The sequence below is a fragment of the Terriglobales bacterium genome (genome assembly GCA_035487355.1).
Lineage (GTDB): Bacteria > Acidobacteriota > Terriglobia > Terriglobales > Acidobacteriaceae > QIAW01.
Window position 1 is genome coordinate 18029 of the sequence record DATHMF010000062.1, and the last position, 14855, is coordinate 32883.

A 14855-nucleotide genomic window follows, 5' to 3' on the forward strand; every position below is an offset into this window, starting at 1 on the left:
CAAGAGCGAAACGGAAGGACAGTCATAGTGAGGCTTTTGCCAAGTGGTTATTCATTAACATTATTTCGTAATTGTTCGGCCCAATGTCTTAATGTATCCATAGTGGTCGCATTCAATAGTTTGCGAACTGACAGCTCTCGTATAGAAAATCGTTGAGGATTATATGCGCTAATAAGCGACTTCCAGCGTTGCATTGGCTTTGTATCGCCACTCAATTTGTCTAAGACTGTTCGGTCTCGTCGCAGACATTCATTGAAGTAGTATTCCCATTGCTCCGATCGTAATGAATCGAGTAATTTCCTAGCTGAAGGCGCTGCAGCGAATGAAACCCCCCAAGAATTACCAAGCCAGACGGCTAGGGTTGCCTCCATACACTTAGCGAATGCTGGTCGCGGTATAGCAGTTCCTAAACTAGCTAATATAGCCATCGGTTCCTGCTCATTGTGAAAATTGTTAAAACCAAAATGTGCTGCGAGCACTCGAGCGGCAGCTTCCGAGAAAGTGTTTGAGCGCAGCGATTCAGGAACGTAATCAAACCCATGTACTTTTAGAAGTGATTTCTTCAGACCGGCAGATGCGGCCCTGTCCCCCTCAGAATTTACTTCTGCATAAGCTTGTCCAATTTGCCATCTTTCAGGTTCGCGAAGCTTCGGCCAAATTAACGGAAGGAGAACAGAGACGTTTCCTATCGCATGTTCCTGTACTGCACCTTTACCAGTTTTCACCAAAGAGAGTAATACGCTAAGGGTCGTTCGTATAAAGAAATAAGGTGCGCCTGTGATCGCTAGCGTACCGCCGTCGTCTGGTTTAAGTGTTCGTTTACCTAAAGCTTTTCGAAAATCAGCAAATTTGATCGCGGTTTCAAAGTTAGGCTTGCCTAAGATGCTAGCGATGCATGTTTTCAAGAGTATTAAAGCCTCTTCGCGGGCCATCATCTCTTGTTCTGCTGCTTCTTGTTCCAATTCTGTAAAATGGGTTACTAACTCTAAGACATGTTTTAATCTCAGTCCCTGCGTACTTGTTATGAGGCAGAGATCTTCAGCTAGTGAAATCGCTTCATGGTCTGCAATCGAAGTTGCTGGATCAGAATCCTCATCCAAATCAGGACGACCAAGCATTTCGCCAACGAAATCCATTCCAAGAGTCGCAATTTGTTTTTTTAGTACGGCGGAAGCCTTTGTCCAAACAAATGTTGCGACCATTTCATAGCTTTCAGCTTGAAATGCCGTAACAATAGACTTCATATCTCGGCTGGATAGTTGTGGTTTGGCGAATTCTACAATCTCTTCTGGTTGTGAACCAGACGGAATTATGATTAAGTCTGATGGCGACCATACCTGAATGCTTTTTTCATTCGGGGTCATTGGCTCACCTCGCATTTTGTGTCTCCATCGTGGGAGCGAAAAAATACGGCTGCAAAGCCCGCCTTAAGTCTCAACTTCATTAGTTCATATGTTCTACGCCTGCCACCACCTTCGTCTGACAAGCTATTCCGTTCCTTTTCTTGTGGTTGTAAGAAGACATGGAAGGCCACAACAGCCCCTTTGCTATTGAAAACGACTACTCCGTCACTATTGATCATTCCCGTCAAGAGTATCTCGGCAGCATGGAGGTTGGCGACCGCTTCGGCAGTATTTGTGCTCATCGCCTCAGTATAGAGATTGTGAAGCTTAAGTGGAGGCTCTGGCCAAACACCGTCTTGTAAAGAACCAAGATTCTCTTTGTCCAGTGAACAGGGGATGACTGCGAGTAATGTGCCATGACAGCGCTGAAGGATTTCAGTCAAAAGACGGTGAAAATACTGCTTGAAACGTTCAGCGTTCTCTAAAGAGGCCGTCGCCGCTTCCACAAAACTACTGACATGTTTCTCGAGTGTAGATCCTTTCGCGGGAGTGGTCGTGAGAGAAACTGTGAAAAATTCACCGTTGGTGTTGCGCAACTCAACTGTGAGATGGCCACGATTGCGAACTAGTATGACTGGTAAGTCTTTTCCCAGATCACACATAGATTCCACCGCGACAGTTGCTAGGGAGTGACGGATCGAGCGAAATACGCCATATCGTAGTTGCCCATTTTCTTTAACAACAAAAATTGCCCATCCATCCTTGGCCAAAGGTGCACAGTTTTTTAAGATAGTAACAACGGCCTCGGCATCTAAGTCTTCTTTACCTAAAGTCATTTGGTCACTGCTTGGCGCTAAGGCTTTCAATCCATCCGGGGAGGTAAACACGAAAACCTCAGGGAAAAGGGGCGTGTCTTCCTCACGATAGGATGCTAAGAAACTAACAAATTCACGGATCATCGCTTCAAGGTGGACGCACGTAAAACCACTCCCCCGAACAAAATCCTGCAGAGCTCCTTGTAGAGATTCGCGAATTGAATATGCATCGGCCAAAATAAGCCTTTCAAACTAGAGCTGTCACCTTTTTTCTTCACGCGAGCCGCTGGAAGAAATACATTTTGCTGTCTGTGCCTGTCGCCATGTACATGCCGTTTTGCTGACCCTGGATGGCCATGCCGAGATCAAACGGCATGAAGCCGTTCACCAGCCCTTGGAAGCGCAGAAAATTATTTGCCGGGATAAAGCCCCATTGTCCGGCTGACTGCGCGCCGTATCCGTAAACGCCGCCCTGCAAGGTGCTGGCGAAGCTGCCGTTAGGATAGATTTCCACCAACGCCACGCTTCCATCATTGGCCCTGACCTGCCATCGGCCTACGGGCTGAAAAACAGCGAGTGCGCCCGGCGCCTGCCCCACCATTGCTTGCGGCGCAGTTTGTTGCAGAACGAAGTCGCACTGCTGTACCCAATCCACACGTCCAAGCTGTTCGAACATGGCACGGGCAGCCTGGATCGAGGGCGGGTGAGGGCTTCCAGGCAGCACGCCTTGAAGAAATTTGGCTTGGGCAAGCCGAAACTTCTCCGTTTCGTCTTTAGGAGGATTGAGCAAGCTCTGAATTCGAAACAATAACCGCTGCGCTTCTTGTGTGTCGTCCGGTCGGGTCGTAGTCAGAATCTGTACCATGTGCAGCATGACTTCGGTATTGCCCGCATCAAGCTTGTGCGCCTCGTCCAGCAGGGAATACGCCTCTTTGAATTTGGCGCTAAAGGCCCGCTCATCATATGCCGCAGGAGGGGGCGGCTGCCCCATCTGCTGGGCTTTGGCGATAGCGATGGCGCTATCGAGCATGAGCTGTTCGGCGTCGGTCTTCAGCAGGACAGCTTTTTTCAGCAGCAGCTCCGCGCGCGAGGTCTGCACTCCGCCCACGTTGATGGCTTGTGTCCCTTCGGCTTCAGCAACCTTCAGCAGTTCGCTGATCACGTCGTGCACGGACTCGCGGTCTTTCTCCTGATGTGCTTTCTTTTCTGCGCCTTCTGCCGTAGCGGTTGTTCCGGTTGCTGTCGTCTGGCCGGGGCGGGTCGAGGAGGCTTGCACCTCTGTAGAAATGGCGGCAAGCCTGGCAAGAATTTCTGGCGACAAGTTTAACTGAACAACGTTCATGGTAACGTTGCCCGTCATCTTTTCCACCTGCAAGGCTGTGGCCCGGCCGGCTTCAGCGACCTCGCCCACCGACTGCATGATCTCGATGCGGGTCTCGCGGACCTCGACCAAGTGCCGGCCGCAGCCCACGCAGAAACGCGCAGACTGGGGATTCTTTTCGTAGCCGCAGTCGGAACACTTCATGTCAAGATTCTTACTTAGCCGATGCTGTCTATCTTCATCCCGGTGACTTGCTTGGCCATGTCAATTTCCTGGGTGACCCGTGCAGTACCGCTGGCCATGCGGCCGGCCTGAATACCGACCACGCCTTCTGCTTCTTTCATCCGCTGCACCACTTCGAGCACCGGTCCCATGCCTTTGATGTGTCGCTCCATCTCGGCCGCAAATTCGGGGTCTTGTGCCAGCTTTTCCGCAAGGATATCCTGCAGCACCGGCTGATAGCGCTGTGGCTTCTCCTCGAAGTGCGCCAGGGTATCGGCGGCCTCGCGATCTCCGGAAAGTTTGTGCTTAAGAGCGGCGAATAAACCCTTCGCTTTCTCGAATGCCGTCTCTCCCACCAGCTTGGCGAATTCGTCTGCGCCCTTCATGACATAAGGCGTAATGACCGAGAGAACACTTCCGGTCAGGGTAGCTATGGTAGCCGGATCCATAATGGCCTCCTTTGGTGTTACGAATTCTACTCCCAGGCTGCTGAAATGCCGCAGCCAAAACTCGTATACTCGTATAAAGGTATGTGATGAAATCAAGGGTCGCGTTTCATTCGGTTGAGGTTTATTCATCTTGTGACTTTCGACATGTTGACCGTACTGAAATGTTGACACCTGCGCGGTTTTGCTTAAGAATTGGTTCGCAAGCCCCCTAAAGAACCCCGCTAATGTGAAAGGTAGGTTTATGTTATTAGAAGATAGTGATAGTAAAGTTGTATCCAGAGAACCCGCCGAGGGCATGTCGATGGGAACAAAGATCATTTTGGGAGCGGCTGCAGTATTTGTAATTGTCTCTGCCGTTCTTTTCTATCTGTTGAACGACAAGATCAACTCCATTCAGGCGCAGCAAACAGCTTCTGAACAGCAGCAGCAGAAAAAGATCACTGAGTTGAGTGCTCAGCTTAAAGCCGATCGTGAGACCCTGGCTTCGCAGGTGGGCATGACGGAAAAAGAGTTGAACGCGCGTTCGGCTGAATTGCGCCGTTCACAGCAGGCTGCGGAAACCCGTTTGGCCGAAGAGGCGAACGCCGCGGTAACCGCTGTAAATACTGAAGTCACAGGCGTCAAGACTGACGTGACAAGCGTGAAGGGTGATGTGGCTTCGACCAAGAGCGATCTGGAGGCCACCAAGGCCAAGCTGGAGCGGGCCATTGGAGATTTAGGCTTGCAAAGCGGTCTGATCGCGCGCACGCGTGATGAGCTTGATACGCTCAAACACAGGGGAGACCGCAACTATTACGAATTCACCCTGAAAAAAGGGAAAGATCGTACGCCGGTTTCAACCATCAGCCTGCAGCTTCGCAAGACCGACGCCAAGAGAAACAAATACACGCTCGATGTTCTCGCCGACGACCGGACCATCGAAAAGAAAGACCGCAATATCTTTGAGCCGCTGCAGTTTTACACCGGGCGTGACCATATGTTGTATGAATTGGTAGTGAACGATATTCAAAAAGACCAGATCTCCGGTTATCTTTCCACTCCCAAGGGCGCTCCCCAGCCGGCTGTGCAATAAAGCATGTGGCCGGGAACCTGGCACGGTGTACTAGAAGTTGTCATCCGCACAGGGGTGATATATCTCTTTGTTCTGGTGGGCGTCCGTCTGAGCGGGAAACGCGAAGTAGGACAGATGACGCCCTTCGATCTGACGCTGCTCCTGTTGTTGAGCAACGCTGTGCAGAATGCCATGGTCGGGCCCGATAACTCTCTCCTGGGTGGGATCATTGCAGCCGCCACGCTGCTTACGTTGAATTTTCTTGTGGCTGAACTGTCAGGGGTCAACCGCCGTTTCCGAAAATTTGTGCAGGGATCACCGACTTTGCTGGTGCACAACGGCCAACTGATCCCTGCTCACATGGCGCGCGAGCGCGTTACCTTCGACGAATTGGAGCGCTCCATGCGCGAGCACGGGATAAGCTGCATCCAGGAGATTTCCCTGGCCGTGCTCGAAGTGGATGGTTCGATCAGCATTCTCAAGTACGACGATGTTCCCGCCAGCCACGTGTCCGCGCATCCGCGGCTCAGGTTCCTGCAAAAGCATCAGTAACAGGTTCATTGCTGCTGGATCTTGATCGGGGCCGAGTGGTCATAAAGGGTAATTAAAACCTTTAAAGATTTGCGCTTGTTGAAATCCTCCTGGTTCACGGGAAACTCGACGATCACCATGCCCTCCTGGGTTTCGCCCGGTCGAAGCTTGGTTTCCGGACGCAACGGCTCCATGTCGTTCTGCGCCAGCGCCGGGTAAGCCTGGAAGTAGCGGTAGTAGTCCACCGCTGAAGCTGCTTCATCCTGCAGAACTGATTGATCTTTCGCATCGGCAGCCGGCGTCATCTCCGCTTGAATGTTTCTGATGAACACATCATTTCTGCTTACATTTTTTACGGACACTTTAATCGCCACCAACACGCTGGCTTTTGTAGCTTGCTCGGCGCTGGTGACGTTGAGAATCTGGCCGGTTGCCAGTGGCCTGCCCCAGACCAGCGTGAAGATCCCCACAATGATGGCCACAACCAATGCGGCCACAATCACAGGCAACGCCGGAGGCAAGCGCCACTTGGCGCTATCCATCTCCTCGGTCATGGGCCGATAGCCGATATCAACCGGTGTGGAATCTGGAACAGGACTGGGATCAGGCATAACTTCCTCCGCTGAATTTAGATGCTGGTTTGCGGGAATCTAAGCTGCAGCGGCCCATCATACACCGAATAAAACTTAATCAAGAACAACCAAAGGGTTCCATAGGTCGTTCCAATCTGAGGACTGGTCAATTTACCTTTTGCAGGCGCGCAATCAGCTTTTGCGCCAGGTTCTCTTCCGACTCCGACCACAAAAGCCGTGCGCTGATGCTGCAGTTTTTCTCGATGGCGATGCTGTAGGCCACGAGTTTGGCGATATTTTCTTTGACGCGCTCCTGGCCGATTTCCGTCAGCTCGACTTCGTCAAAGAGAAGATCGGAATCCAGGCCAAAATCAATCTGCACGTGTCCATTCTCGTTGTGGGTGCCATCGTCAAAATTAAGCCCATGAACAAGAAATTTCACCTTATGCGGTTGCAGGACCCAGGAATCATATTCCTCCCCTGGCGACCACAGGTCCCAGGCTGCTTCAAAGATGTATCCGTTATCGTCATGCAGAAATTCGCTTGCCAGGGCGACCGCTTGTTGAGGTGTCACCTGGAAGTCAAAAGTCTCCTGGCTGATTATGGGCTCATTCCAACTCACACTCTGCACTGCGAAGTAGCCAATGCCAGGGTGCTTGCGGGAAAACGGAAACTGCCGCAGAACACACTCCACGCGCGGCATCATCTCCGCTTCGTTGAAGCTGGGCCACCAGAGGTTTAAATAAAGCGAATCGGGCATGCTGTTTCAATTGTAATTCTGCGCACGCTTTTGGCGGAGGGTGTGAGAAAGGTGTATCATGCTCCCCAATGCCTACTCGATTGAAAAAACAGGGAACCACAGCCATCCTTACAGTCGAAGGCAAGCTCGCTTTGGGCGACAACCTTGATGAGTTTCGCGCTCAGTGGAGCGACGCCATCGCCATGGGTATCCGCGATTTGGTGGTGAACCTGGAGAAGGTCCCCATGGTGGATTCTTCCGGAATCGGCAGCCTCATTCGCTGTCACTCCGGCATTACTGCGGTTGGCGGCCGGTTGAAGCTAGTAGGCGCGGGCGACATGGTGCGCCAATCCTTCCGTATCATGCGCCTGGATCGCGTCTTTGAATTCTATGAAAATGAGGCCAGCGCTCTGGCTTCTTTCACTGCCTCGGTTTAACGCTCACTTTTTGTCCACTGTGCAACGATTTGTTACAATCAATATTTGCTGGTTCGGTTTTGCCGGCTCCCGCCTGCGGAATTCTCAGCGCAGACCAACAGCGTCCCCGTCGTCTAGCCCGGCCTAGGACATCGCCCTTTCACGGCGGTAACACGGGTTCAAATCCCGTCGGGGACGCCAAGCCTTTTCAAGCAGTTACGCCCGATTCCCCTCCGGGAGCGTGGTACACCCACCTTGCGAGATGGAAAGATCGTGAAATACGTGCAATGCGCCGACACGAAAAAAGTCTGGGATGCGATGGACGGCGCTTGACCATGAAAATGCTCCAGCTACTTCTTCAAGAGTTCGTCCAGATCAGCCTGAAACTTCTCGAAGGGATAGGTGCCAACAATTGACTTCTCGATTTTCATGACGCTGCCGCCGTCACTGAAGGTTCCGAGCAAAAAAGTCGGGGTGCCGTTGATGTTCATCCGCTGGGCGCTCTTCACGTTCGTATCGATGAGTTCGTTGTAACGGCTGCTATTGATGCATTCGTTAAATTTGCTCGTGTCGAGTCCCAGTTTAGCGGCGCGGTCAGAGATATCTGGCGGCCGCATGGCCCGCTGGTCGGCAAAAAGGCTGTTGTGCATCTCCCAGAACTTGCCCTGCTCGCCAGCGCAGTGAGCTGCAACCGCCGCCAACTGTGACCACGGATGAATGCTGGCGAGCGGCATATCCAGGTAGATGAAACGGACCTTGCCGGTATCAACGTAGTCAGAGACGATCCTGGGGTAGGCCTCCGAGGTAAACCTGCCACAGAATGGACATTGGAAGTCGGTCAATTCGATGATGCCTACCCGCGCATTGGCCTTGCCCAGCACGGGGTCTTTCTCGACGTTGATCGTCTCGGGCAGTTGCAAAGCTTCAGGATTAGCGGCAGCGTTGGGCTTTTCAAGCATCTTTTTTATCTCGCCAAGCTGATCGAGTATCTGCTGTTGTTTGGTGGTAAGGGCCTGCATATCGCCTTTGAGCGATGCGACATCGTTCTGCAGCTTCTTGATATCTTCCGCCTTCTGGGCATGGACCGGGCCACAACACAAGGCCAGGACAACGGCAAAGGCAGCCATGCTCAGCGATAACTTCAAAGAAAGGATCATTGGGTTCCTATGGTCTCCGGACGAGTTGCTTCGTCAGTTTCTTTTCAGGGTAACGAGCTGAGTGACTCCTTCGAGTGGGCAGCTTGGTGCTGCCCACCCGCAAGGTTGCCTCTTCTGTTTCAGTTGATCTGCCAGGCTTGATTGGTGCCGCCGGTACACTGCCAAATCTGGAGCTGGGTCCCGGGGGTTGTCGTCCAACCAGGAGAATCCAGACACTTTCCAGGTGCATTTGCCGGTTGCAGCGTGAAGAAACTGCCCGATGGCACTACATGCCACGCCTGATTCGTTTGGCCGTTGCAGGGCGACAGATCGACTTTCGTGCCATTGGTGGTGCCTCGCCCGGCGACATCGAGGCAGAAGGCTCCGAACGAGACCGCAATGTTGTAATCGCCGGCGGGGCTGACGCCGTTGTTCGAGAAGTTCCAGTTTTGCGCACCGGTGCCATTGACCGTGTAGACATCAACCTTGTTGCCGGTGGCAGTGCTGGCAGCCCAATCATCGACAGCGAGGTTGAGGTCATAGGACGCCTTAACGACGTGCATGCCATTCAGGCTCCCGCCACCTCCACCACCACCACCGCCGCCACCACTTCCCGATCCGCCGGGACAAAAGGTGATGGTGTAATTCGATCCGGTTGCGCAGGTATGCAGTCCGACAGGGTCATCGTATGCATAGGCATATTCGTTGGGACAAAAGTTGTGTATGTTGTTCACATATGCCTGATCGTTGGCGGGCCACTGCGAGACCACGCAGGTTGCCCGTGTGCCAAAAGCGTTGCGGCAGCAGAATTGATCGGTGTTGAATGCGCTACAAGGGCTGAGACAATAGTCGCCGTTCTTGAGCCCCGCGGGACAGTTGGAGATTACGGCGCTGTTACATGCACTCGGCGACACGCAACTGCCGTTAGAAATCTGGACACCAATGGGGTTGTCGATGCCATCGACGTAGCTGACGTCGTACCAGTCTGTCCCTGATGCATTGAGATTAAATTCCGCGAGCGAGGTCCCCGCCTGGCCGGTAGTGCCTGCGCACTGCAGGCCGGTGCCGCCGCACTGTCCGGTGGCGCACAGCGCAGGGTTGGCGGCATTACATCCAATGCGACCCCAAATGCGGCCATTAAACTTGTTACCCGGAGCAAAGCTTACGGAGGCGCCGGGAGCCATCGACCATCCGCCGTTCTGGTAAACCGGCGGATAGATACCCGGATAGACGGTGTAACTGCACTTGTTGACGACGGTAAACGTCTGCGCGCCGGCGCCCAGGCAGAAACCTAAAGCGATCACGGCTATGATTAGAAAAGAAAAAACGGCGGGTGGTGTGAGGATACACCCGTCAAACTGCTTTTTCATACGTTTCCTCCTTGACATGTTGGTTTGTTCAGCGCGGCCCGGTGCGGTTCATGTGGCGCTCGCCTGCTTCATTTTCCGCAAACTCTTTGATGTCTGGCCTTACATTATCGATTTTCTAAAGGCTTTTTGCGAGCCGCGATATTTAGCCACGATTTGCGGCGGATGTCAACAGAATATTTTTAGGCGTCAACGACAAGGTAGAGCGTCGCGCCCCGCGCGGATTGAAACCGCATGGCTTTGAGCGGGTGAATGGTCTCTGGCAGTCGCGCCTATTGCGTACGCGTGGATTGAAACGAGGTGCGCAAGACGATATACATCCTTAACACGAGTTCAAATCCCGTCAGGTACGCCAAACCTTCCCAAAGAACTTATCTTCAGATGCCTTACAAACTAATTGAAAGCGCGATGTCCGATAAAATGCTCAGTTGCACAATAAGCGCATGGCCAAGATGCGAGGTTAGGCTTTAACTGTGGTTCTCAATTTTGATCGCACAAGCCCTCGAAAGGTGATGCATGGCAGAAGCAAGAAGATTGAAAGGCCTTTTGTTCACCAGCGACGCTCGGGTGCTCTCGCTAATGGACCAGGTACTGGACAATTTCGAAATTGATACCGAGGTCTGCCGTGATTCTGTGACCACATTGGATGCGGTAACCACGACAAAGCTTGACACCTTGATCATAGATTGGACCGGCAGTGAAGAATCGGCGCGGGTCTTGAGCGCCATGCGCAACTCTGAGCACAACGCCAAGTCCACCGTGTTGGCTATGGTCAACGGAGATCCCGAAATGCAGGCTGCGACCAGCGCCGGGGCAAACTTCATCGCCTACAAGCCCATGAATGTTGATCAGGCCACGCGGTTTCTGCGAGCAGCCTACGGAAACATGCTTCTTCAGCGCCGGCGAGCAATACGCTGTCCGGTCGATATTCCGGTAGTCGCGAATGTGACCGGAACAGGACCGGTCGAGGGCCGGATCACAGATATCAGCGTCCAAGGGCTGGCATTTCTATGTACGTACAACATACGCTTGGATCAACAGATTTCGATGGCAATCAATCTTCCGGGAACGTCGGTTCTGATCCACGTAACCGGAAGAGTAAGAAACACGATTACCCCCGATACCCGGACACGGGTCGGCGTTTGTTTCTCTTCCGTACCTCAAAATGAGCTCTCTTTGCTTGAGCGATGGATTTCCGATCATTTGTCCTAGCTACCGTGCTTGGACTAAAGTAATCGGGTGAAACTTGACTGCTCAGAGCGGGCAGCGGAAACTTTGTAGATAACTTACGGTGCGCTCGGTCGGCGCCGCTATCAATCCATATGTTGACAAAAGGGTTTTCAAGCGCGCCAAGGATAAACCAGAAAGCTGGAATGAGGCTATGGTTATTAGTCCTCGGGGCATCTTTGTTTCTGGCGCAATCCGCGACTGCTCAAGACTGGGGCTTAGTATGGAGCGATGAATTCAACGGTCCGCTAGGCTCTGCGCCTGATCCCAGTATTTGGACGTTTGAGACCGGCAACAACAACGGCTGGGGCAACCAAGAGCTGGAATATTATTGTCCGCCCACAGACAACACATCGCCCTGCAGCACCTCCGACCCGAATATTTACATGGACGGCCAGGGGCACCTTGTCATTAAGGCCATCAAGACCCAAAGCGGAACCTGGACCTCAGGGCGGATGAAGACCGAAGGGCTGCAGTCGTTTCAATACAAGCGGATTGAGGCCAGCATGAAGCTTCCCGTCGGCGCGGGCATTTGGCCGGCCTTCTGGATGCTGGGAACCAACATCGGCACCGTCAACTGGCCGAACTGCGGCGAGCAGGACATCATGGAGTGGGTCCCGCAGTACACGCCAACTACGACTTCATCCACGATTCATGGGCCGGGTTATTCGGGAGGGAATGGGATCGGGAAGAAATTCATGTTTCCCAGTGGCGGCAGAGTGGACGACACAGGGTTCCATACCTATGGAGTCATCTGGTCCCAGGATAAGATGCAGTTCTACCGTGACGATTACACACAGCCTTTCTTTACTGTGACGCCTGCCAATATTCCTGGGGGTACGCAGTGGGTCTACAATCATCCTTTTTTCATCTTGCTGAATCTTGCCATAGGCGGCGGTTTTCCCGGAAATCCCGACGGCACAACGCCCAACCCCTCTGTGGTTCTGGTGGACTATGTTCGGGTTTATCAACTAAAACAAAGCTCGGCAGTAGCGGTTACCTCGAGCAATAGTCCCTCAGTCTTTGGACAGCCAGTCACACTTACAGCCACGCTCACTCCAGCCAACGCCACGGGCACGGTGCAGTTTCTAGATGGAGTTACAAACCTCGGCTCACCTGCGACTGTGAGCAATGGTACGGCTGCAATGATCGTGTCATCGTTATCGGTTGGCGCGCACAGCATCACCGCCGGCTACAGCGGGGATAGCAACTTTTCCAGCGGCACCAGTCCCGCGCTCGGGCAAAACGTCAACCAGGCGGGTAGCGCGACGGCAGTAACTTCGAACAATCCTTCTTCTTTCGGCCAGGCGGTCACCTTCACAGCGACGGTTTCGGCGGTACCGCCCGGTTCAGGAACGCCGACGGGTACGGTGCAATTTAAGGATGGAGTTACAAACTTGGGGTCGCCAGTGGCTCTAAGCAGTGGCACAGCCACATTCATTACTTCATCCCTATCGATTGGGGTACATAACATCACAGCGGTCTACAACGGAGACGCCAGCTTCATGGGCAGCACCAGCTCTTTGTTCGCGCAAACCGTGAACAAAGATGATAGTTCCACCAGCCCTTCGTCTTCCATGAATCCCTCTTCTTCGGGGCAGTCGGTAACGTTCAACGCTGTAGTTTCGACGTCGATGCCCAGTTCGGGAACGCCGACAGGTACGGTGCAGTTTAAGGATGGAGTTACCAACCTGGGCTCCCCGGTGACTCTAAGCAGTGGCACGGCTGCGTCATCTCCCATCTCATCGTTGACTGTGGGTGCGCACAAAATCACGGCGGTTTATAGTGGAGACGCCATCTTCCTCGGCAACACTTCGCCCCCGCTAACCCAATCCGTCACCAGCAACGGAACAACTGCAACGAGCACCACCATCAGCAACATTGTGGTGCTCCCCAATCCCACTCCGGGGCAAAAACTCGGCACGGTACACTTGGCGCAAAGCATTACTATTACTGCAACCGTCACAACCGCGGCGGGAATGCCAACGGGAAGCGTCGCGCTCCTGGACAACAATGGCGATCAGATCGGTTCCAGTAAAGACCTTGCCGGAATTGGCAATACGTTAAACGTTACCTTCGCGCCTTTCGAGTTCGGTTTGGGTGCGCATGGCATTGTTGCGAGGTATTTTGGCGATAATACCTTTCAGACAAGCTCATCCACACCCAGTATGATCGAGCACACCCCCAGACCACGCTAACTTCAGCTCTCAATCGGCTTGATCGCATCTTTGTCAACCGGCGTCATTTGCCCGAGATGCCGGCCCCAGGGGCTTCTTCCACAAGATCGAGAGAAGACTCGCTAAAAGCAGGATGTCAAGTGCAAATGGAAATATGCTTAAACTAAAGTAACGTTGCCTGCGCAGAGCGGGCACAAGTAACCTCATCTTACGGGACGGACAACGCATTCAGTTGGTTCCGCTCTCAACCCCCATGTGCTGTGACAAAAGAGTTATTAAACGCGTTCAGGGTAGCCCAGCGAGCCGGAGCCAGGCTATGGTTATTAGGCATAGTGGCATTTTTGTTTCTGGCGCAATCCGCGACTGCTCAAAACTGGACCTTAGTATGGAGCGATGAATTCAACGGTCCGGCGGGCTCTGCGCCTGATCCCAGTATTTGGAAGTTTGAGACCGGCAATAACAACGGCTGGGGCAACAATGAGCTGGAATACTATTGCCCGCCCACGAACAACACACCACCCTGCAGCACCGCCACCCCGAATATTTACATGGATGGGACCGGCAACCTTGTCATTAAGGCCATCAACCAAAGCGGAACGTGGACCTCAGGCCGGATGAAGACCGAAGGGCTGGAGTCGTTTCAATACGGGCGGATTGAGGCCAGAATGAAACTGCCCGTAGGCGCGGGCATTTGGCCGGCTTTCTGGATGCTGGGAACCAACATCGGTAGCGCGGGCTGGCCGACCTGCGGCGAGCAGGACATCATGGAGTGGGTTCCCAAGTACACGCCAACTACGACTTCATCTACGATTCACGGGCCGGGTTATTCCGGAGGCAACGGGATCGGAAGCAAGTTCACCTTTCCCAGCGGCGGCAGAGTGGATAACGCGTTCCATACCTACGGAGTCATCTGGTCCCAGAACAAGATGCAGTTCTACCGTGATGATTACACACAGCCTTTCTTTACGGTGACACCTGCCAATATTCCTGGGGGTACGCAGTGGGTCTACAATCATCCTTTTTTCATCCTGCTGAATCTCGCCATGGGCGGCGGTTTTCCCGGAAATCCGGACGGCACAACGCCCAACCCCGCCATGGTTCTTGTGGACTATGTTCGCGTCTATGAACAAAGCCCGACTGTGACTGTTACCTCAAGCAACAATCCGTCAGTCTTTGGCCAGCCGGTTACACTTACAGCTACGCTCTCCCCAGCCAGCGCCACGGGCACAGTACAGTTTCTGGATGGAGTTACAAACCTGGGCTCGCCAGTGACTGTGAGCGGCGGTACGGCTGCAATGATCGTGTCATCGTTATCGGTAGGTGCGCACAGCATTACCGCCGTCTACAGCGGGGACAGCAACTTTGCCGGCAGCACCAGTCCTGCGCTCAGCCAAAACGTCAACCAGGCAAGCAGCGCGACGGCAACAACTTCGAACAACAATCCGTCCGCTTTCGGCCAGGCGGTGACCTTCACAGCGACGGTTTCGGC

14 protein-coding genes and 1 tRNA gene are annotated in these 14855 nt (G+C 53.2%); 7 read left to right on the top strand and 8 right to left on the bottom strand.

Annotation, left to right across the window (positions count from 1 at the left end; all coding sequences use genetic code 11):
• Positions 1 to 47: 47 nt before the first annotated feature.
• The 4 genes from VK738_11825 to VK738_11840 are packed head-to-tail and all read right to left on the bottom strand — an operon-like array spanning position 48 to position 4150.
• Positions 48 to 1364, bottom strand: coding sequence for a hypothetical protein (locus VK738_11825; protein HTD23337.1), 1317 nt, complete (start codon positions 1362 to 1364; stop codon positions 48 to 50).
• Positions 1361 to 2395 (bottom strand): hypothetical protein, encoded by a 1035-nt coding sequence (locus tag VK738_11830; GenBank protein HTD23338.1) that lies wholly within the window; start codon positions 2393 to 2395, stop codon positions 1361 to 1363. The genes VK738_11825 and VK738_11830 overlap by 4 nt, the downstream gene beginning before the upstream one ends.
• Positions 2396 to 2432: 37 nt before the next feature.
• On the bottom strand, positions 2433 to 3683 hold the full coding sequence (locus tag VK738_11835) for a zinc ribbon domain-containing protein (protein HTD23339.1): 1251 nt from the start codon (positions 3681 to 3683) through the stop codon (positions 2433 to 2435).
• Between the two features lie 14 nt (positions 3684 to 3697).
• Positions 3698 to 4150 carry a hypothetical protein gene (locus VK738_11840; protein HTD23340.1) on the bottom strand — a complete coding sequence of 151 codons (453 nt, stop codon included), beginning with the start codon at positions 4148 to 4150 and terminating at the stop codon, positions 3698 to 3700.
• A 295-nt stretch (positions 4151 to 4445) separates the two neighbouring features.
• Between VK738_11840 and VK738_11845 the strand changes: the two genes are divergently transcribed.
• Both VK738_11845 and VK738_11850 read left to right on the top strand, forming a co-directional pair.
• Positions 4446 to 5222, top strand: coding sequence for a hypothetical protein (locus tag VK738_11845; protein HTD23341.1), 777 nt, complete (start codon positions 4446 to 4448; stop codon positions 5220 to 5222).
• A 3-nt stretch (positions 5223 to 5225) separates the two neighbouring features.
• On the top strand, positions 5226 to 5753 hold the full coding sequence (locus VK738_11850) for a YetF domain-containing protein (GenBank protein HTD23342.1): 528 nt from the start codon (positions 5226 to 5228) through the stop codon (positions 5751 to 5753).
• 5 nt (positions 5754 to 5758) lie between these two features.
• Here VK738_11850 and VK738_11855 read toward each other — a convergent pair whose 3' ends face one another.
• Together VK738_11855 and VK738_11860 are read right to left on the bottom strand one after the other, a co-directional pair.
• Positions 5759 to 6343 carry a hypothetical protein gene (locus VK738_11855; GenBank protein HTD23343.1) on the bottom strand — a complete coding sequence of 195 codons (585 nt, stop codon included), beginning with the start codon at positions 6341 to 6343 and terminating at the stop codon, positions 5759 to 5761.
• A 127-nt stretch (positions 6344 to 6470) separates the two neighbouring features.
• Complete coding sequence (locus VK738_11860) at positions 6471 to 7064, bottom strand: hypothetical protein (protein ID HTD23344.1); 594 nt, start codon at positions 7062 to 7064, stop codon at positions 6471 to 6473.
• 68 nt (positions 7065 to 7132) lie between these two features.
• On the opposite strand from VK738_11860, the gene VK738_11865 reads away from it, so the two are divergent.
• A complete protein-coding gene (locus VK738_11865) occupies positions 7133 to 7480 on the top strand; it encodes an STAS domain-containing protein (protein HTD23345.1) in 348 nt (115 codons plus the stop codon).
• 102 nt (positions 7481 to 7582) lie between these two features.
• Positions 7583 to 7660: transfer RNA gene (locus VK738_11870), tRNA-Glu, on the top strand.
• Between the two features lie 149 nt (positions 7661 to 7809).
• On the opposite strand, the gene VK738_11875 is transcribed toward VK738_11870, so the two are convergent.
• The gene (locus VK738_11875) at positions 7810 to 8616 is read right to left on the bottom strand and encodes a thioredoxin domain-containing protein (protein HTD23346.1); all 807 of its coding nucleotides are present in this window, start codon (positions 8614 to 8616) and stop codon (positions 7810 to 7812) included.
• A 119-nt stretch (positions 8617 to 8735) separates the two neighbouring features.
• Positions 8736 to 9965 (bottom strand): thaumatin family protein, encoded by a 1230-nt coding sequence (locus tag VK738_11880; GenBank protein ID HTD23347.1) that lies wholly within the window; start codon positions 9963 to 9965, stop codon positions 8736 to 8738.
• Between the two features lie 531 nt (positions 9966 to 10496).
• Between VK738_11880 and VK738_11885 the strand changes: the two genes are divergently transcribed.
• The 3 genes from VK738_11885 to VK738_11895 form a co-directional block, all read left to right on the top strand.
• On the top strand, positions 10497 to 11174 hold the full coding sequence (locus tag VK738_11885; protein HTD23348.1) for a PilZ domain-containing protein: 678 nt from the start codon (positions 10497 to 10499) through the stop codon (positions 11172 to 11174).
• Between the two features lie 161 nt (positions 11175 to 11335).
• Positions 11336 to 13387, top strand: coding sequence for an Ig-like domain repeat protein (locus tag VK738_11890; protein HTD23349.1), 2052 nt, complete (start codon positions 11336 to 11338; stop codon positions 13385 to 13387).
• Between the two features lie 311 nt (positions 13388 to 13698).
• The coding region (locus tag VK738_11895; GenBank protein ID HTD23350.1) for an Ig-like domain repeat protein at positions 13699 to 14855 on the top strand (1157 nt) is incomplete at its 3' end.

Coding starts and splice junctions, on each gene's coding strand:
- VK738_11825 (HTD23337.1), bottom strand. CDS start 1,364: ATGACCCCGAATGAAAAAAGCATTCAGGTATGGTCGCCATCAGACTTA.
- VK738_11835 (HTD23339.1), bottom strand. CDS start 3,683: ATGAAGTGTTCCGACTGCGGCTACGAAAAGAATCCCCAGTCTGCGCGT.
- VK738_11840 (HTD23340.1), bottom strand. CDS start 4,150: ATGGATCCGGCTACCATAGCTACCCTGACCGGAAGTGTTCTCTCGGTC.
- VK738_11845 (HTD23341.1), top strand. CDS start 4,446: ATGTCGATGGGAACAAAGATCATTTTGGGAGCGGCTGCAGTATTTGTA.
- VK738_11850 (HTD23342.1), top strand. CDS start 5,226: ATGTGGCCGGGAACCTGGCACGGTGTACTAGAAGTTGTCATCCGCACA.
- VK738_11855 (HTD23343.1), bottom strand. CDS start 6,343: ATGCCTGATCCCAGTCCTGTTCCAGATTCCACACCGGTTGATATCGGC.
- VK738_11860 (HTD23344.1), bottom strand. CDS start 7,064: ATGCCCGATTCGCTTTATTTAAACCTCTGGTGGCCCAGCTTCAACGAA.
- VK738_11865 (HTD23345.1), top strand. CDS start 7,133: ATGCCTACTCGATTGAAAAAACAGGGAACCACAGCCATCCTTACAGTC.
- VK738_11875 (HTD23346.1), bottom strand. CDS start 8,616: ATGATCCTTTCTTTGAAGTTATCGCTGAGCATGGCTGCCTTTGCCGTT.
- VK738_11880 (HTD23347.1), bottom strand. CDS start 9,965: ATGAAAAAGCAGTTTGACGGGTGTATCCTCACACCACCCGCCGTTTTT.
- VK738_11890 (HTD23349.1), top strand. CDS start 11,336: ATGAGGCTATGGTTATTAGTCCTCGGGGCATCTTTGTTTCTGGCGCAA.